Annotated in this window: 15 protein-coding genes and 2 tRNA genes; 12 read left to right on the top strand and 5 right to left on the bottom strand. The window is 73.1% G+C overall.

Annotated features, from left to right (window positions below):
• Positions 1 to 22 precede the first annotated feature (22 nt).
• The 3 genes from AC07AW_RS35770 (at position 23) to AC07AW_RS35760 (ending at position 3,759) form a co-directional block, all read left to right on the top strand.
• A complete protein-coding gene (locus AC07AW_RS35770; protein ID WP_478819625.1) occupies positions 23 to 1,291 on the top strand; it encodes a DUF1906 domain-containing protein in 1,269 nt (422 codons plus the stop codon).
• Between the two features lie 132 nt (positions 1,292 to 1,423).
• On the top strand, positions 1,424 to 1,969 hold the full coding sequence (locus AC07AW_RS35765) for a SigE family RNA polymerase sigma factor (protein WP_351185709.1): 546 nt from the start codon (positions 1,424 to 1,426) through the stop codon (positions 1,967 to 1,969).
• 137 nt (positions 1,970 to 2,106) lie between these two features.
• The gene (locus AC07AW_RS35760) at positions 2,107 to 3,759 is read left to right on the top strand and encodes a long-chain fatty acid--CoA ligase (protein ID WP_478819624.1); all 1,653 of its coding nucleotides are present in this window, start codon (positions 2,107 to 2,109) and stop codon (positions 3,757 to 3,759) included.
• 56 nt (positions 3,760 to 3,815) lie between these two features.
• On the opposite strand, the gene AC07AW_RS35755 is transcribed toward AC07AW_RS35760, so the two are convergent.
• Both AC07AW_RS35755 and AC07AW_RS35750 read right to left on the bottom strand, forming a co-directional pair.
• Positions 3,816 to 7,664, bottom strand: a complete 3,849-nt coding sequence (locus AC07AW_RS35755; protein ID WP_478819623.1) for a PAS domain-containing protein — start codon at positions 7,662 to 7,664, stop codon at positions 3,816 to 3,818.
• Positions 7,665 to 7,778: 114 nt separating this feature from the next.
• On the bottom strand, positions 7,779 to 8,204 hold the full coding sequence (locus AC07AW_RS35750) for an SSI family serine proteinase inhibitor (protein WP_478819622.1): 426 nt from the start codon (positions 8,202 to 8,204) through the stop codon (positions 7,779 to 7,781).
• Positions 8,205 to 8,441: 237 nt separating this feature from the next.
• Here AC07AW_RS35750 and AC07AW_RS35745 point away from each other — a divergent pair.
• From AC07AW_RS35745 to AC07AW_RS35735, 3 genes are all read left to right on the top strand, one after another.
• Positions 8,442 to 8,532: transfer RNA gene (locus AC07AW_RS35745), tRNA-Ser, on the top strand.
• Positions 8,533 to 8,895: 363 nt separating this feature from the next.
• A tRNA-Arg gene (locus AC07AW_RS35740) sits at positions 8,896 to 8,968 on the top strand.
• Between the two features lie 536 nt (positions 8,969 to 9,504).
• Positions 9,505 to 9,768, top strand: a complete 264-nt coding sequence (locus AC07AW_RS35735; RefSeq protein ID WP_478819621.1) for a hypothetical protein — start codon at positions 9,505 to 9,507, stop codon at positions 9,766 to 9,768.
• Positions 9,769 to 9,858: 90 nt separating this feature from the next.
• On the opposite strand, the gene AC07AW_RS35730 is transcribed toward AC07AW_RS35735, so the two are convergent.
• Positions 9,859 to 11,055, bottom strand: coding sequence for an NAD(P)/FAD-dependent oxidoreductase (locus AC07AW_RS35730; RefSeq protein ID WP_478819620.1), 1,197 nt, complete (start codon positions 11,053 to 11,055; stop codon positions 9,859 to 9,861).
• A gap of 102 nt (positions 11,056 to 11,157) precedes the next feature.
• Positions 11,158 to 12,105, bottom strand: a complete 948-nt coding sequence (locus AC07AW_RS35725) for an RNA polymerase sigma-70 factor (RefSeq protein WP_478819619.1) — start codon at positions 12,103 to 12,105, stop codon at positions 11,158 to 11,160.
• 123 nt (positions 12,106 to 12,228) lie between these two features.
• Between AC07AW_RS35725 and AC07AW_RS35720 the strand changes: the two genes are divergently transcribed.
• Together AC07AW_RS35720 and AC07AW_RS35715 are read left to right on the top strand one after the other, a co-directional pair.
• Positions 12,229 to 12,594 carry a PH domain-containing protein gene (locus tag AC07AW_RS35720; RefSeq protein WP_329856176.1) on the top strand — a complete coding sequence of 122 codons (366 nt, stop codon included), beginning with the start codon at positions 12,229 to 12,231 and terminating at the stop codon, positions 12,592 to 12,594.
• Positions 12,595 to 12,747: 153 nt separating this feature from the next.
• Positions 12,748 to 13,572 (top strand): BRO family protein, encoded by an 825-nt coding sequence (locus AC07AW_RS35715; protein WP_478819618.1) that lies wholly within the window; start codon positions 12,748 to 12,750, stop codon positions 13,570 to 13,572.
• A 26-nt stretch (positions 13,573 to 13,598) separates the two neighbouring features.
• On the opposite strand, the gene AC07AW_RS35710 is transcribed toward AC07AW_RS35715, so the two are convergent.
• Positions 13,599 to 14,000: a hypothetical protein gene (locus AC07AW_RS35710; RefSeq protein WP_478819617.1), complete on the bottom strand. Its 402-nt coding sequence runs from the start codon at positions 13,998 to 14,000 to the stop codon at positions 13,599 to 13,601.
• Between the two features lie 27 nt (positions 14,001 to 14,027).
• On the opposite strand from AC07AW_RS35710, the gene AC07AW_RS35705 reads away from it, so the two are divergent.
• The 4 genes from AC07AW_RS35705 to AC07AW_RS35690 all read left to right on the top strand — a co-directional run bounded on the left by AC07AW_RS35705 (position 14,028) and on the right by AC07AW_RS35690 (position 17,021).
• Entirely contained in the window at positions 14,028 to 14,894 is an 867-nt protein-coding gene (locus AC07AW_RS35705) for a DUF2797 domain-containing protein (RefSeq protein ID WP_478819616.1), read from the top strand.
• A gap of 107 nt (positions 14,895 to 15,001) precedes the next feature.
• A complete protein-coding gene (locus AC07AW_RS35700; protein ID WP_478819615.1) occupies positions 15,002 to 15,337 on the top strand; it encodes an antibiotic biosynthesis monooxygenase family protein in 336 nt (111 codons plus the stop codon).
• Complete coding sequence (locus AC07AW_RS35695) at positions 15,324 to 16,202, top strand: amidohydrolase family protein (protein WP_478819614.1); 879 nt, start codon at positions 15,324 to 15,326, stop codon at positions 16,200 to 16,202. The genes AC07AW_RS35700 and AC07AW_RS35695 overlap by 14 nt, the downstream gene beginning before the upstream one ends.
• Positions 16,203 to 16,277: 75 nt before the next feature.
• Positions 16,278 to 17,021, top strand: a complete 744-nt coding sequence (locus tag AC07AW_RS35690) for a response regulator transcription factor (RefSeq protein WP_478819613.1) — start codon at positions 16,278 to 16,280, stop codon at positions 17,019 to 17,021.
• Positions 17,022 to 17,024 lie beyond the last annotated feature (3 nt).

Below are 17,024 nucleotides of genomic sequence, written 5' to 3'. Positions count from 1 at the left end.
CGGGCGGATCTTCACTCGCGCCATGAGCACTCGTACGCCGCCCGCATCCGAAGCCGCCACCGCGCACGTCCCGGCCACGCCGTCGGCACCGGCCCGCCCACGCTCCACGCCGCCTCCCGGGGCGCGGACCGTGGTCGCCGCGGTGCTGGTGGCGCTGGCCGGGACGGCCCTCCTCAACACCCCGCCCCCGACCACCGGGAGAACGGAACGTCCTCCCGCAACGACGACACCCGACACCACGGCGGTCGCCTCCGCCGCCCTGGGACCCGGCTCCGACACCACGACGGCCGCCTCCGCCGCCCTGGGGCCCGCCTCCGCCACCACCGCCGCCTCCGCCGCCCTGGGCCCGGGCTCCGCCACCGCGCCCGGCTCCGCCCCGGGTCCCGGCTCCGCCCCGGGTCCCGGCTCCTCCACCACGACGCGCACCCTCGCCGCCCAGGGCGCTCCTGGAGGTCCCGGCGCTCCCGGAGGTCTCGGCGCTCCGGGCGGCCCCGCCGCACTCGCTGCCGCGCCCGTGCACTTCGCGGGCAAGGCGTTCGACACCTGTGAGGCGCCGTCCCTCGCGGTGATGAAGGCCTGGCGAGGGTCGCCGTACGGGGCCGTCGGGATCTACTTCGGCGGGCGGGGGCGGGGCTGCCCCGTCCAGAAGGAGCTCACCCCCGCCTGGGTCGCCTCCGCCCACGCCATGGGCTGGCGGCTGCTGCCGCTCTTCGTCGGCTCCCAGGCACCGTGCGTGGACTCCCTCGCCAAGCGCCGCTTCGCCATCGGCAGCGCGCCCGCGACCCAGGGCACCAAGGAGGGAGGCGACGCGGTACGGGCCGCGAAGGCCCTCGGGATCGGCACGAGCAGCCCGCTCTACCTCGACATCGAGGCCTACCGGCGGGGCGACACGAGCTGCGCCGCGACGACCCTCGCGTTCGTCCGCGCCTGGAACCGGGAGGTGCGGCGTCTCGGCTACCTGCCCGGCTTCTACAGCAGCGCCGACACGGGGGTGCGGGACATGGAGACGCAGCGGAAGGCGGGGACGAAGGACCTGCCGGACGTGATGTGGTTCGCGCGCTGGCGGGGGCAGCCGGCGCTGCTCACCGAGTCGGTGCTGCAGCCGGTGGCCTGGACCCCGCACGCCAGGATCCACCAGTACGCGGGGAACGTCACGGAGACGTACGGCGGGCGCACCCTTGCGATCGACCGCAACGCGATGGACGCACCGGTCGCCCGTGTCACCTCCCCCGCCCGGTTCGCCGCCCGGGTCCCCGTCCCCCTGTCGTTCGTCGCGGGTCGGCGCCCCTGACCCTGACCCGAGTGGCCCCGGGTCTCCACCCAGAGGAGGTGGAGGCATCCCCACCCCTACAACCTGAGGCGGACGGCGGTTCGGGACCTGGGGCCGATCCGCCGGGTACCCGTGCCCTCCTAGCGTGGAGTCATGACTCCGCCACCCTCTGGCCCCGTCTGCGCCGGTGCCTCGCAGTACGCGTCGTACCCGACCTTCACCTCGTACGTACGGGCGCGTGGACCCGTGCTGCTGCGCACCGCGCGCTCCCTCACCGCCAACCCCTCGGACGCGGAGGACCTCCTCCAGACCGCGCTCGCGAAGACCTTCATGGCCTGGGAGCGCATCGAGGACCACCGTGCCCTGGACGGCTACGTCCGCCGCGCGCTGCTGAACACGCGTACGTCGCAGTGGCGCAAGCGCAAGGTCGACGAGTTCGTCTGCGAGGAGCTGCCCGAGCCCGCCGGTCTCCCGGAGCCGGACCCGGCGGAGCGGCAGGTGCTGCACGACGCGATGTGGCGCGCGGTCCTGAAGCTGCCGGAGCGGCAGCGTCAGATGGTGGTGCTGCGGTACTACGAGGACCTCAGCGAGGCCCAGACGGCCGAGGTGCTCGGGGTGTCGGTCGGCACGGTCAAGAGCGCCGTGTCCCGCGCGCTCGGCAAGCTCCGCGAGGACCCGGAGCTGACGCCCGTACGGTGAACCACACCATCGGCTCGGCGACTCCCGCCAGTAATCACTGGCAATTTACGTACTCTCGGGTAGTGACATACCGCGCGGTACGTGCGCAGAATCTCCACACCCCTTCTGCCACGTAGCGCCCACCGGGAGGACGCCCCGTGTACAGCACCATGCAGGACGTACAACTGACCGTGAGCCGCATCCTCCAGCACGGGATGACGATCCACGGGAAGTCCACCATCACCACCTGGACGGGCGAGCCGGAGCCGCAGCGCCGCACGTTCGCGGAGGCCGGAACACGCGCGCACCAGCTGGCCCACGCCCTGCGCGACGAGCTCGGGGTCACCGGCGACCAGCGCGTCGCCACCCTGATGTGGAACAACTCGGAGCACGTCGAGGCGTACTTCGCGATCCCCTCCATGGGTGCGGTCCTCCACACCCTCAACCTCCGCCTGCCCCCGGAGCAGCTGGTGTGGATCGTCAACCACGCCGCCGACCGGGTCGTGCTCGTCAACGGTTCCCTGCTGCCGCTCCTCGCCCCGCTGCTCCCGCACCTGCCGACGGTCGAGCACGTCGTCGTCGCGGGCCCGGGCGACCGTTCCCTCCTCGACGGCGCGGCTCCGCGCGTCCACGAGTACGAGGAGCTGATCGCCGGGCGTCCGACCAGGTACGACTGGCCCGAGCTGGACGAGCGCTCGGCCGCGGCCATGTGCTACACCTCCGGCACCACCGGCGACCCGAAGGGCGTCGTCTACTCGCACCGCTCGATCTACCTGCACTCCATGCAGGTGAACATGACCGAGTCGATGGGCCTCACGGACAAGGACACGACCCTGGTCGTCGTCCCGCAGTTCCACGTCAACGCCTGGGGCCTGCCGCACGCCACCTTCATGACCGGCATCAACATGCTCATGCCGGATCGTTTCCTCCAGCCGGCCCCGCTCGCCGACATGATCGAGCGCGAGAAGCCGACCCACGCGGCCGCCGTCCCCACCATCTGGCAGGGCCTGCTCGCCGAGGTCATCGCGAACCCCCGCGACCTCTCCTCCATGAAGCAGGTCACCATCGGCGGCGCCGCCTGTCCGCCCTCCCTGATGGAGGCGTACGACCGGCTAGGCGTCCGCCTCTGCCACGCCTGGGGCATGACCGAGACCTCCCCGCTCGGCACGATGGCCCACCCGCCGCACGGCCTCACCGCCGAGGAGGAGTGGCCGTACCGCGTCACGCAGGGACGTTTCCCCGCCGGTGTCGAGGCGCGCCTCGTCGGCCCCGGCGGCGAGCACCTTCCCTGGGACGGTGAGTCGGCGGGCGAGCTGGAGGTGCGCGGCACCTGGATCGCGGGCTCGTACTTCGGCGGCATCGACGCCGAGGAGCTCCGCCCCGCCGACAAGTTCAGCGAGGACGGCTGGCTGAAGACCGGCGACGTCGGCGTGATCAGCCCGGACGGCTTCCTCACCCTCACCGACCGCGCCAAGGACGTCATCAAGTCGGGCGGCGAGTGGATCTCCAGCGTCGAACTGGAGAACGCCCTCATGGCCCACCCGGAGGTCGCCGAGGCCGCCGTCGTCGCGGTGCCGGACGAGAAGTGGGGCGAGCGTCCGCTGGCGACCGTCGTCCTCAAGGAGGGCGCGACGGCCGACTACGAGACGCTGAAGGCCTTCCTCGCCGACGAGGGCGGCATCGCCAAGTGGCAGCTGCCGGAGCGGTGGGCGATCGTGCCGGCGGTGCCGAAGACGAGCGTCGGCAAGTTCGACAAGAAGGTCATCCGCAAGCAGTACGCGGAGGGCGAGCTGGACGTCACCCAGCTGTAGACACCGGAAACAGCTGGAGACACCGGGAAGGGGGAGGGCCACGGCCCTCCCCCTTCCTAGTTGGTGCCGATCTTCGCGAGCAGGTCGACGATCCGCGCCTGGACCTCGGCGCTGTTCGACCGCTCGGCGAGGAACAGGACCGTCTCGCCGGAGTCGAGCTTCGGCAGCTCCTCCTCGACGAGATCGGCCGAGGTGTAGACGACGAGCGGAGTGCGGTTCAACTGGCCGTTCGCCCGCAGCCAGTCGATGATCCCGGCCCGGCGGCGGCGCACCTGCATCAGGTCCATCACCACCAGGTTCGGCCGGGTCTGGGTGGCCAGCATGACCGCCTCGGTGTCCGTCTCCGCCTGCGCGACCTGCATCCCGCGCCGCTCCAGCGTGGCCGCGAGCGCCTCCGCGATGGTCTCGTTCTCCTCGATCAGCAGGACCCGCGAGGGGTGCTGCTCGCTGTCGCGGGGCGCGAGCGCCTTGAGGAGTACGGCCGGATCGGCGCCGTACGCCGCCTCCCGGGTCGCCTGTCCGAGCCCGGCCGCGAGCAGCACCGGCACCTCGGCGGCGACGGCCGCCTGACGCAGCGACTGGAGGGCCGTACGGGTGATGGGCCCGGTCAGCGGGTCGACGAAGAGCGCGGCCGGGAAGGCGGCGATCTGCGCGTCGACCTCCTCGCGGGAGTGCACGATCACCGGCCGGTAGCCGCGGTCGCTCAGCGCCTGCTGGGTGGTGACGTCGGGCGCGGGCCAGACGAGCAGCCGGCGCGGGTTGTCGAGCGGCTCCGGGGGCAGTTCGTCGTCGACGGGACGCGGGGCGGGCCGGTTGGCGACCTCGACCGCGCCACCGGGACCGTCGAGCGGCTCGGGCCCCTCGGCGGAGCCCTCGGCGGGCGCTCCTATGGCGTACGCGCGGCCCTCGGCCGGGGTGTCGTGCGGCGAGGGGGCCGGGGCGGTCGGCTGCGGGTGCGGCCTGGCCTCGGCCACCGCGACCGGCGCCCCGGCGGCCGGCGGGTCGACCTCGGGCGGAGTGGCGAGCCTGCGCCGCCGCCCCGAGCCGTTGGAAGGCGCGGCGGGCACGGCAGGAGCGTGAGGACCGGCCGGTGCGGCCGGCGGGGTCGGCGGGACGAAGGGAACGCCCTGCCCGAGGGTACGGACGCTGAACGCCCGCCCCTGGGTCGAGTCCTTCGACATGGTCGCCGGCATCGGCAGCTCGGGAGGCAGCGGTACGGAGCCGGTGCCGGTCCCGGAGCCCGTGCTGTTCTGCGGCGCGAGCTGCGGCGCGGCCTCCGGCTGCGGGACCGCCACGGCCCGGCGCCGCCCGGTCGGCTCGACCGGGGTCTCGGCCTGCGGATGGGACTGCGGCGGGGTGTGGCCGTCGCCCGGGACGCCCCGTACGGCCTCGTGCTGCCCCTCGTCGGAGACGGGCAGCGGACCGGCCACCGGAGCGGGGACGGCCGTCTCGTCACGGTCGGCATCGGCGGGCGGCAGCGCGAACGGCGTACGGGGCCCGGCCTCGGCCGCGGCGGCCCGCTCCTGCGCGGCGGCCAGCGCGCGCCGGCGGCGGCCGCTGGGCTGCGCCGGAGCCTCCTCGGAGGCGATCGCGGGCAGGGCGCGGGCCAGGGCGGGAGCCCCGGTCGGCTCCACGGCGACGCCCTGCGGCGGCACGGCCGCGCCGAGCGCGGCACGCCCCTGCGCGCCCTCGGCGGCCGTCACGACGGCGCCCTCGGCGGGCCGGCCCCGTCGGCGCCCGGTGGGCTCGACGGGGGAGTCGACGGCGGCGTTCTGCTGGGCGGGGATCAGCTCGGCGGGCTCGGCCGTACGGGCGCGGCGACGCCCACTCGGCCCGGCACCGCCCGGCGTCTCGCCCTCGGGCGCGATCGCGCTCTCCAGGAAGGCGTCGGTGGACGCCCGCCGCGCCCGCCGCCGTCCACTGCCGGAGCCCTCGGGGGCGGGTTCGACGGCCAGGACGGCACCGGGAGCCGCGCTCGGAGCCGTACCGGCGCCGGGAATCCCACCGGGAGCGGCGACGGACGGCGATTCGACGCCGGAGCCGGAGGCGGGGACAAGACCAGAGACAGGCACCGGACCGGAGGAGGGCACAGCGCCCGAGACCGGCACCGGACCGGAGGCGGGCACAGCGCCCGAGACCGGCACCGGACCGGAGGCGGAGGCCGGAACAGGGCCGGTGGCGAGGCCAGAGCCCGCGGTCGTCCGCGAGTTCGGCCCCGAGTTCGTCCCCGAATCCGGCCCCGAATCCGGCCCCGAGGCCTGGGCGGGCAGGGCGAGGGCCTCGCGGCCGCCCGAGGGCGCGTCGTTCCGCGGCGGCGAGGGGACCGTGCCCCGGCCCGCGCCGAGCGGCACCTCGAGGACGTACGCGCCGCCGCTCGTCCCCGGCACCTCGTGGGTCTGCACGACACCGCCGTGCGCCGCCACGATGCCGCGCACGACCGGCCCGTGCACCGGGTCGCCGCCGGCGTACGGACCGCGGACCTCGATCCGTACGACGTCACCGCGCTGTGCGGCCGCGACGACGATCGTGGAGTCGCTCGGGGTCCGCTCGGCCTTGCTCTTGCCGGTCGCGTCGACGCCGGCGACGTCCGCGACGAGATGGGCGAGCGCGGTCGTCAGCCGGGCCGCGTCGACCTCGGCCTCGATCGGCGGCGCGTGCACGGCGAACTGGGCGCGGCCGGGCCCGATGAGCTCCACGGCACCGTCGATGCCGCCGGCCACGATCCCGTCGAGCAGCACCACGGCCTTGTCGAGCTCCTCGGCACCGGCGTCGAGCCGCTGGTAGCCGAGGACGTTGTCGACGAGGGCCGTCATCCGGGCGTACCCGGCGGCCAGGTGGTGCAGGACCTGGTTGGCCTCGGGCCACAGCTGCCCGGCGTCGTCGGCGGCGAGGGTGCCCAGCTGGGTGCGGAGTTCCTCCAGGGGCCCGCGCAGCGACTCGGCGAGGACGGCGGTCAGCTGCTCGTGGCGGGCGGCGAGGGAGGCGTACCGCTCCGCCTGCGTCTCGCGCTCGGCGGCGTGCCGCTCGGCCCGGTCGGCGAGCTCCGCCGCGTGCCGCTCGGTGTGGTCGGCGAGCTCGGCGGCGTGCTCCTCGACGAGCTGCTCGTACGGCCTGCGGTCGGTGAAGGTCATCACCGCGCCGACGAGCTGGTCCCCGTCCCGTACCGGAGCGGTCGTCAGGTCGACCGGCACCCGCTCGCCCTTCTTCGACCACAGGACCTGTCCGCGGACCCGGTGCTTGCGGCCGGACTTGAGGGTGTCGGCGAGCGGGGACTCCTCGTACGGGAAGGGCTCGCCGTCGGGGCGCTTGGCGAGGATCAGCGGGTGCAGCTCCTGGCCGCCGAGCTCGCCGGCGCGGTAGCCGAGGATCTGCGCGGCGGCGGGGTTCACGAGGACGACCCGGCCGTCGGTGTCGGTGCCGACGACGCCCTCGGCGGCGGCGCGCAGGATCATCTCGGTCTGGCGCTGCGAGCGGGCGAGTTCGGCCTCGGTGTCGAGGGTGCCGGTGAGGTCCCGTACGACGAGCATGAGCAGCTCGTCGCCGGTGTAGCCGCCGTACGAGTCGTAGGCCTCGCGGCCGTCCTCCAGGCTGGCGTTGGACACCTCGACGGGGAACTCGGAGCCGTCCGTGCGGCGGGCGATCATCCGGGTCGGCTTGGTGCGGCCCCGCTCGTCGGCGCCGTCAGGGCGGCGCATGGAGCCGGGGATGAGGCGCGAGTCGAACTCGGGCAGGAGGTCCAGCAGGCCGCGCCCGACGAGCGCGGTGCCGGGCGTCTCGAACATGCCGAGGGCGATGGTGTTGGCGTTGACGACCGTGCCGTTGCAGTTGACGAGCACGAGGCCGTCGGGGAGGGCGTCGAGTATGGCTGCGAGGCGAGCAGCGCCTCGGGATGGCCTGCTGCTCACGACGACGCTTCCTCCCTGACGCACTGCACGTGCTTGCCTATCGGCCGGCCGGCCCCATCTTGCCCCTCGGGCCGCAGCCTGTCACTGAGGGGAGTCTAAGGGAGCCTCCGGGGGTCACCCCCGGACGAGGGGAAGCAGAGGCTCCAGATTCTGCCAGCGGTCGATCTCGCACCCGTTCGCCCGGGAGAAGCGGGCGTCGACCTTGCGGCCCTGCCAGGTGCCGGTGACGTGGGCGAGCGCGGGCCCGCCGTACACCTGGGTGCACATCTGGTCCGGGGGGACGGGCCGGAACGGGTCGCCGCCCTCCTTCGCCAGCTTGTCCAGGCGCGCGCAGGCGTTCTCGGCGGCCGGGTGGTTGCTCTTGGCCCGGTCGTCACAGGTCAGCTCGAAGGTGCCGTCGGCCTCCGGGTGGCCGCTCTTCTCGACCGTCACGGTCAGCCTGTCGGGCGACGAGAACAAGGCCAGCGGCGGAAGCGGGCCGAGGCCGGCGGTCCCGAGGGCGGTGGCGGCGAGGGTCGAGAGGACGAGACTGCGCAGCATGCGGATCTCCAGAAGCACGGGGAGTACGGCGGGCGCGGGTGCACGGCGCGCCCGCCCCCTCTAACGCTCCGGGCGCCCCGGCGTTGCGCAACCGGGGTGCGCCGGGCGGGGCGGGACTCGGGCGGGCGGGGCTTTGCCCTGGACCCCGGAGGACTAGTACGGTGAGAAGCGATTGGTGACAGCCGGTTCGCCTGTGTCATCATCTGCACGCACCACCCGCGTATGCGCGAGGTGCATGGAGGCGTCGCCTAGTCCGGTCTATGGCGCCGCACTGCTAATGCGGTTTGGGTCTTAAAGCCCATCGAGGGTTCAAATCCCTCCGCCTCCGCCCCACACCGAAGCCCCGGCCCCCAAGGCCGGGGCTTCGGCCGTTCCCGGCCCGTTCCCGTTCCCGGCCCGTCCACCGTCGAGTCCCACCGACGCGTTCCGCCGACGAGTTCCACGGACGCGTTCCGCCTTCGAGGCCCGATGGTGTGACCCCGGTCTCTTTCCATGGATTTCCGCCCCGCAGGCCCCGGCCGCGCCCACCCGTCCGCCGACCCCCACTCGACTCCGACTCTGACGTTTTCGCAGGTCACAAGGGGTGTGGGGAATGGATTTCACATGGCGGCGGGACTCATGTAATGTTCTTCCTGTCGCCGGGACAGCGGGCCGAAAGGGCCGGGGGAGCGGAGACAAGAACTAAAAACAAGCACTCGTAGCTTAACGGATAGAGCATCTGACTACGGATCAGAAGGTTGCAGGTTCGAATCCTGCCGAGTGCACACAGACAAGAGGCCCGGACGAGAGTCCGGGCCTCTTGCGTTGTGGTGGTGTGGGAGCGAACGGCCAGGGGAGCCATGTGAAGTGGAGAGTGGGGGCGGCGGGGTTGACCGTCGTCGTCGTGGCCGCGGTGGCGGGCTGCGGGGCGCAGGAGGCTGCCGACCCGGGCGGTGCGGCCGGGCGGACGCCGGCGGGTGGCGCCGCGTCGGCGTCGGCGGGTGGCTCTGTGGCCCCCTCCGCGGGTGGCACCGCGTCCCCGTCGGCGGGTGGCGCCCCGACCCCGGCGGCGGGTGTGCGGCTGTCCGCTGTCGAGCTGCAGGGGCGGTGGTGGTCGTGGGCGGCTTCGGAGCCCGAGGGGACCAGTCCCGTCGCCGACCCGGACGGGAGTCTGTGCGGGCGGAATCAGCCGCGGGACGTGTGGTTCCTGGCCGGCACCTTCGGTGGACAGGTCGAGCGGGTGTGCGAGGTTCCCGCCGGGCGGCCGATCGCCGCTCCCGTCGTCAATACCTTCGGAGACCCTTCGCAATGTGAGGACTTCATGCGCAGCGCTCGGGGGAGCGTGGTCCTCGATGGCAAGGCGGTCACGCCGGAGACCCGTAAGGGTGATCCGATCACGGTGCGGAGCGTCCGGGGGAACGCGGTCACCGGAGAGGGAGGGACCTTCGCCACCGTCGGGTGCGGGCTCTGGTTCCAGCTGCCCGCCCTGGCCCCCGGGAAGCACGAGCTGCGGATCCGGGGGAACGCGGGCGACTTCTCGACCGGTGTGGACTACGCGTTGACCGTCGCCGCCCCTTCGGCGTAGGCGCGAAGCCGCGTGTGCGGCAGGGCGAAGACCCCGAGGTGCCTCCAGAGGTTTTCCCTGGATGCCCTCGGGGTCTTCGCCTTACGGGGGTCAGGCCGTGGCCCGGGCCGGGGCGGCCGGGGTGACGGGGGTGCGGAGGATGCGGCGGCGGCGGGTCGGGATGCCGAGCTTCGGGTTGGCCACGCCCCAGGCCGCGCCCTTGCAGACCAGTTCCTTGTAGCCGGCGGCGAACCGGCCGGTCAGGGCCGCGCGGACCGAGCGGTCGTCGGCGGTGACGTACTGGATCAGGCCTTCCCTGCGGCCCAGCGAGATGCACTGGTTGAAGTAGCGCGGCTGCGTCTTCGGGAGCTTTCCGCCCGTCAGGCGGGCCGCGATGGCGTCGGCCGCCTGCCAGGCCATCGGGGTGCCCGAGGCGCACGACATCCGGAGCGGCTTGTCGCCGGGGCCCATGGCCAGGGCCGCGTCGCCGACGGCGTACACGTCCGGGTGGGAGACCGAGCGCATCGTCTCGTCCACCACGATCCGGCCGGTGTCGGTGACCTCCAGGGTGGTGGCCCGTGCGATCGGGTGCACCGCGAAGCCGGTGGTCCAGACGGTGACCGCGGCCGGGACCGAGCCCTGGGGCGTGGTGACCCGGTCCGCCTCGACCGCCGTGACCGCGGTGTGCTCGTGCGCCGTGATGCCGAGGCCGGCGAAGACCTTCCGTACGTGCGCGCGGCCCTTGTCCGAGAGCCAGTCGCCGAGTCCGCCGCGGGCGGCGAGCGCGACGTCGAGGTCGGGGCGGGCCTCGGCGATCTCGGTCGCCGCCTCCAGGCCGGTGAGGCCGCCGCCGACGACGACCACGGACTGCCCGGCCTCCAGGGCGGCCAGGCGCTCGCGCAGCCGGAGCGCTCCGGGGCGGCTGGAGAGCTCGTGGGCGTGCTCGGCCGTGCCGGGGACTCCCTGGGTGTCCCAGCCGCTGCCGAGGGCGTACACGAGGGTGTCGTAGGGGAGGGCTTCGGCGCCGTTTCCGGTCGTGACGGAGACGGTCTTCCGGTCGGCGTCGACCGCTGTCACCGTCGCCAGCTTCAGTTCGACGCCCGTTCCCGCGAACATCTCGCTGAAGGGCCGGGGCGTGAGCTCCTGGCCGACCGCCAGCTGGTGCAGCCGGACGCGCTCGACGAAGTCGGGCTCGGCGTTGACGAGGGTGATGGCGACGTCCTCGCTGTGGAGCTGCTTGGCGAGGCGTCCGGCGGCGATGGCTCCGGTGTAGCCGGCCCCGAGGACGATGATCCGGTGCTGCTGCATGTCCCTGCTCCTGTCTCACGCGGTTTCGCCCCTTGAACCGGGCAGCCCGACGATTCCTGACAGGAGTGGGATGTGAGCTGGGTCACATCGGATGGGGTGGGGTCAGAAGGCCGCTTCCAGGAGTGGTGCTCCGTGGTCCGTCGTCGCCCAGTGCCTCGTCGCGCGCTCGAGCTTGTCCGGGTTCACCTGGTTCCGGAAGGCGGTGATGCCCTCGGCCGTGACCTGCAGGCACATGATGCCGACGACCCGGCCGTCGAGCACGGCCACCACGGCGGGGACGCCGTTCGCGGTCGTGGCGTAGACGTCGGGCGAACCGCCGATCACCTTGCGCTTGGCGATGCCGGGCTTGAACAGGCCCCGCATGAACGTCGCCACCGCGAGCGCGCCCTCGAACGCCTTCGCGCGCGCCGGGACCTTGCCCCCGCCGTCGCCGATCGCGACGGCGTCGCCCGTGAGCAGCCGTACGAGCGGCTCGGTGTGGCCGCTGGTGGCCGCCGCGAGGAACTCCTCGACGATCCGCCGCGCCTCGGCCTCGTCGATCTCGGTGCGGGCCCTGCCGTCGGCGACGTGCTTCTTGGCGCGGTGGAAGATCTGCTGGCTGGCGGCCTCGCTGATGTCGAGGATCTCGGCGATCTCCCGGTGCGGGTAGTCGAAGGCCTCCCGGAGGACGTACACCGCGCGCTCGTTGGGGGAGAGGCGCTCCATGACGGCCAGAACCGCGTACGAGACGGATTCGCGCTGCTCGGCGGTGTCGGCGGGGCCGAGCATCGGGTCGCCGGCGAGCAGGGGTTCGGGCAGCCACTCGCCCACGTAGGTCTCGCGGCGGGCGCGGGCCGAGGTGAGCTGATTGAGGCACAGGTTGGTGAGGACCTTCGTCAGCCAGGCCTCGGGGACCTCGACGCGGGCGACGTCGGCGGCCTGCCAGCGCAGGAAGGTGTCCTGCACGGCGTCCTCGGCCTCGCTCGCCGAGCCGAGGAGGCGGTAGGCGATCGCCTCCAGGCGGGGCCGGGAGGCCTCGAACCGGTCCACGTCGTTCATGGTCAGAGCCATGGTCCGGATCTTAGTCCGGGGAGGGTGCGTGACGGCAGGTCGCACGCGGCCGTAGCGGGCCTTGGGGGGCGGGAGTTAGGGTCGGATGATCTTTCTTTCTCATCCGATGTGGGGGTTTGGGGCATGGCGCTCTTCGGGAACGCGCACGCGATCGATCCGGCGCAGGCGCAGCAGGACTTCGCGCGGCTGCTCGGCCAGGGGGAGCAGGTGCACGCCGCGTACCTGCTGATCCGCGACACGATCTTCTTCACCGACCGGCGGCTCGTGCTCGTCGACAAGCAGGGGATCACCGGCAAGAAGGTCGAGTACCACTCGATCCCGTACCGCAGCATCACGCACTTCGCCGTCGAGACGGCCGGCACGTTCGACCTGGACGCCGAGCTGAAGATCTGGATCTCGGGCACCCAGCTGCCGGTCACGAAGACCTTCACCAAGGGGGTCGACATCTACGAGGTGCAGGCGATCCTCACGCAGTTCGTCGCCAAGTAAGCGCGTCTGAGCGCGTCGTCGCCAAGTAAGCACGCGGAGGGGAGGGTTTTAGGGGAAATACCCGAAAACCCTCCCCTTTTGGGTGAACCTGTCTGATTTGCATGTCAGTTGAATATGCCCTCGGCCTAGCTTGCGTGGCGGAGGTGATGATCGATGGACGCGATCGACATCGATGACCTGGCGTACGTCGCCACAGGAGCGCGCCTGCGGCGGCTGACCGCGCAGGACGGCACCCACTGGTTCCCGGTGGTGGACGTGGCGAGACGGCTGGGGTACGCGGGGACGCGGGAGGCGCTGCGGACCGTGGCGCTGCCCGAGGAGTGCCTGGCGGCCGCACGGGACCTCGAAGGGGGTGCGGGCCCCGGCCGGTCCACCGGGATCCGGGCGGCGACCCGGATGGTGAGCCTGGAGGGGCTCGTCCAGCTCGTCGGAGCCTGCCGCAGACCCGAGGCCGGGCCGTTCCGGGCGTGGACGGCGGGGGTCGTGGCGGCGGTCCAGCGATACGGCGGATACGGTCTCGAACCCTCGCCGGTGGACGCCGGGTACCTGCTGCCGCCGGAGCTCGTCGACGTCCTCGTCCGCCTTGAGGGGCGGTTCGACGAGGGGGCCGTCGCGTATGCCGAGCACGTCGAGTACGCGGAGCTGCTCCGCGAGACCCGGCGGAACCTCTCCAGGGTCGCCGACTCCCTGGAGCGGCTCGCCGTGCCCCGCCAGCGCACCCGCGCCGCCGTCGCGCTCACCCCGCAGGAGCTCGTCGAGTCCTGGGCCATCACCGGGGACATGCGGACGGTCGCCTCCTGCCTGGCGCCCGCGCTCGTGCGGGGCGGGGTGCGCTACCGGTCCCAGGACGTCACCCGCCGCACCGGCCTCTCCCGCGAACGCGTCCGTGACTGCGTCCGGCTCCTCCTCGAACGCGGCTGCATGCGTGAGGTGGGCAGACCGGCCCCGGACGGGACCCGCATCTACGTGCTGCCCTGAGAGACCGGCCCGGACGGGACCCGCATCTACGTGCTGCCCTGAGAGACCCGGCCCACCGCCACCACCTGGTACGCGTCCTCGTACACGATCCGGCCCGGGTCCGCCGACTCCAGGCGCACGCAGGGCACGCCGTGGTCCCGCAGGATCCGCAGGTACGGGGCGACCCGGGCCAGCGCCTCGGTCGCCGTCGGTCGGAACCAGGCGGCGGCCCCCGGGTTCACCGCCGGGTCGTAGACCGTCGGGTCCACCGTCGTCGGGTTCGGGAAGTGCGCGTCGTACCAGTCGTTCGAGGTGCGCCAGATCCTCCACTCCTCGGGGGAGAGTCTTCCGTCCCGGGCCAGCGCGTTGGTCAGGCCGAAGACGCCGGGGTGGTGGCCCCGTGGGCCGCTGGTCGGAGACTGGAAGCGGATGTGGCGGAGACTGGGCATTCAGGGAGCTTAGGAGGGGCGGGCGGCGTGGAGTGGTGGTCTCGGGGGATCAGCTGGGCCGGCGGCGTGCCCGGGCTGCGGTGGCGGGGAGGGCGCGTCAGCTCGCTCACGTACGGGCAGCGGCTCGCCTTCCGGGCCGTCGGCGTCCGGCGGTGTCCCGGGGCCCGCGGCAATCCCTGCCCCCTGGAGGCCGTCGTCCCCGGGCGGGCCACCGGCGGGCGGTGCCCGGAGTGCGCACGGCTCGACCGGGCCCACTCCGTCGCGGCCGACACCTTCCTGGACGACCCGCAGCCGTACCGCGTCTACCTGGCCTGGTTCGGGCCCGGGATGACCAAGGTCGGGATCACCGCCGAGGCCCGCGGCGAAGCCCGGCTCCTGGAGCAGGGGGCCGTCGCGTTCAGCTGGCTGGGCCGCGGCCCGCTGATGGCCGCCCGCCGCACCGAGGAGGTCCTGCGGCAGGCCCTCGGCGTGCCCGACCGGGTCGCGTACGAGCGGAAGCGGGCCGCCCGGCACGCCCTGCCGCCCGCCGCGGACCGGGCCCGCGAGGTCGAGGAGCTGTACCGGCGCGCCCGGGAGGTCGGCGGCTGGACGGAGACCCTGGAGCCGCTGGAGTTCGCCGCGCGCGACCACGTGGAGGCCTTCCACCTCGACGGACTGCCGCCGCTCGACGGCACGGTCGCCGAGCTCGTCGGCGGCGGCGTCGTCACCGGGCGGCTGCTCGCCGCCGCAGGCCCCGATCTGCACCTCCTCGCCCCCGACGGGCGCTGTCTCGCCCTCGACACCCGGCTCATGGGCGGCTGGATCCTCGCGGCCGCCGCGCAGGACGAGGGCTTCTCGGTGCCCGTGACAGCGGTGGTTCCGGTGGTCGAGAGCGCCCAGGAGGGGCTCTTCTGAGCTGCGGATCGGCCGTGCGTCCGCGCCCTGTCCGTCTTCGTAAAGTCTTGGATCCCTTTCCCCGGCCGCCGTGGACATCCCGCCTCCGACCCGGCGAGGGTGATCACATGACCCCGAAGCTGGTGGCGGGCCTCGAACCGCCCTACTACACCGCCGTGTTCACCTCCGTCCGTCCCGACGCCCCCGAGGGCTACGCCGAGACCAGCGCCCGGATGCAGGAGATCGTCCGGGAGATCCCCGGCTTCCTCGGCTACGAGTCCGCGCGCACCCCCGGCGGCATCGGCATCACCGTCGCCTACTTCCGCGACCTGGAGTCCCTCGACACCTGGCGCCTCCACACCGAGCACCAGGCCGCCAAGGCGCACGGGCGGAAGCACTGGTACGACAGCTACAGCGTCCACATCGGCAAGGTCGAGCGGAGCTACGGCTATGAGCGCGAGTGAGTCGGAAGCCGTGCTGAAGCGGCTCGGGCTCCCCGGGTTCGTCGACGTGCACACGCATTTCATGCCGCAGAACGTCCTCGACAAGGTCTGGGCGTACTTCGACGCCGTCGGGCCCCTGACCGGCGTCGAGTGGCCGATCACCTACCGCGAGGAGGAGGAGCGCCGGCTCGCCCTCCTGCGCGGGTTCGGCGCGGTCGCCTTCACCGCGATGCTCTACCCGCACAAGCCCGGCATGGCGGCCTGGCTGAACTCCTGGGCCGCCGACTTCGCCGCCCGCACCCCCGACTGCCTGCACACGGCGACCTTCTTCCCCGAGCCGGGCGTCGAGGCGTACGTCCAGCAGGCGCTCGACGCCGACGCCCGGGTCTTCAAGGTGCACCTCCAGGTCGGCGGATTCGACCCGGGCGACCCGCGGCTCGACTCCGTCTGGGGGACGCTCGCCGACAGCCGTACGCCCGTCGTCGTGCACTGCGGCTCCGGTCCCACCCCGGGGAACTTCACCGGCCCCGGGCCCATGGGGCGGCTGCTCGCCCGCCACCCCCGGCTGCGGGTGATCGTCGCCCACATGGGGATGCCGGAGTACGGCGAGTTCCTCGACCTCGCCCAGCGGTACGAGGGCGTCCACCTCGACACCACCATGGCCTTCACCGACTTCAGCGAGCGGCTCGCGCCCTTCCCGGAGGTCGAGCGCAAGCGGCTCCTCGACCTCGGCGACCGGATCCTCCTCGGCTCGGACTTCCCGAACATCCCGTATCCCTACGTCCATCAGCTCCACGCCCTCGAACGTCTCGGGCTCGGGGACGACTGGCTCCGGCGCGTCCTGTACGAGAACGGAGCCGCGCTGTTTCACGTGAAACACCGCTGAGCCTCCCGCCCCTTTCTCAGGGAATTCACAGGAAAGGGAAAGAGGCCTCTCAGCGGCGGCCGACACCGTGGTGCCATGACCGTCACCACACGCCGCACCGGCACCCACGCCGACATGCTCCGCGCCGACGGAACCGCCGTCCGGGTGCTCGTCGTCGACGACGAGGCCTCGCTCGCCGAGCTGCTCTCCATGGCCCTGCGCTACGAGGGCTGGCAGGTCCGCAGCGCCGGGGACGGGGCCGCCGCGCTCCGCTCCGTGCGTGAGTTCCGGCCCGACGTCGTCATCCTCGACATCATGCTCCCGGACGTCGACGGACTGAGCCTGCTGGGCTCGATCCGCCGCGAGCTGCCCGATGTCCCCGTGCTGTTCCTGACCGCGAAGGACGCCGTCGAGGACCGCATCGCCGGGCTCACCGCCGGTGGCGACGACTACGTCACCAAGCCCTTCAGCCTGGAGGAGGTCGTGGCCCGGCTGCGCGGCCTCATCCGCAGGTCCGGGGCCGCGCAGACGCGCAGCGAGTCCCTGCTCGCCGTGGGGGACCTGACCCTCGACGAGGACAGTCACGAGGTCACCCGGGGCGGTGACTCGATCCATCTCACCGCGACCGAGTTCGAGCTGCTGCGCTACCTCATGCGCAATCCGCGCCGGGTGCTCAGCAAGGCGCAGATCCTCGACCGCGTGTGGTCGTACGACTTCGGCGGCCAGGCCAATGTCGTCGAGCTCTACATCTCCTATCTGCGCCGGAAGATCGACGCGGGCCGCTCGCCGATGATCCACACCAGGCGCGGGGCGGGCTATCTGATCAAGCCGGGGGAGTAGGAC

This window comes from Streptomyces sp. NPDC044003 (assembly GCF_056435185.1).
Note: the sequence above shows the minus strand (reverse complement) of the source record. Positions and strands in the feature narration are given on the sequence as shown.

Bases quoted from the DNA above. Each gene is read 5' to 3' on its own strand.
- AC07AW_RS35690 (WP_478819613.1), top strand. From the start codon at position 16,278: ATGACCGTCACCACACGCCGCACCGGCACCCACGCCGACATGCTCCGC.
- AC07AW_RS35700 (WP_478819615.1), top strand. From the start codon at position 15,002: ATGACCCCGAAGCTGGTGGCGGGCCTCGAACCGCCCTACTACACCGCC.
- AC07AW_RS35715 (WP_478819618.1), top strand. From the start codon at position 12,748: ATGGACGCGATCGACATCGATGACCTGGCGTACGTCGCCACAGGAGCG.
- AC07AW_RS35725 (WP_478819619.1), bottom strand. From the start codon at position 12,105: ATGGCTCTGACCATGAACGACGTGGACCGGTTCGAGGCCTCCCGGCCC.
- AC07AW_RS35730 (WP_478819620.1), bottom strand. From the start codon at position 11,055: ATGCAGCAGCACCGGATCATCGTCCTCGGGGCCGGCTACACCGGAGCC.
- AC07AW_RS35720 (WP_329856176.1), top strand. From the start codon at position 12,229: ATGGCGCTCTTCGGGAACGCGCACGCGATCGATCCGGCGCAGGCGCAG.
- AC07AW_RS35735 (WP_478819621.1), top strand. From the start codon at position 9,505: ATGCGCAGCGCTCGGGGGAGCGTGGTCCTCGATGGCAAGGCGGTCACG.
- AC07AW_RS35770 (WP_478819625.1), top strand. From the start codon at position 23: ATGAGCACTCGTACGCCGCCCGCATCCGAAGCCGCCACCGCGCACGTC.
- AC07AW_RS35710 (WP_478819617.1), bottom strand. From the start codon at position 14,000: ATGCCCAGTCTCCGCCACATCCGCTTCCAGTCTCCGACCAGCGGCCCA.
- AC07AW_RS35750 (WP_478819622.1), bottom strand. From the start codon at position 8,204: ATGCTGCGCAGTCTCGTCCTCTCGACCCTCGCCGCCACCGCCCTCGGG.
- AC07AW_RS35765 (WP_351185709.1), top strand. From the start codon at position 1,424: ATGACTCCGCCACCCTCTGGCCCCGTCTGCGCCGGTGCCTCGCAGTAC.
- AC07AW_RS35695 (WP_478819614.1), top strand. From the start codon at position 15,324: ATGAGCGCGAGTGAGTCGGAAGCCGTGCTGAAGCGGCTCGGGCTCCCC.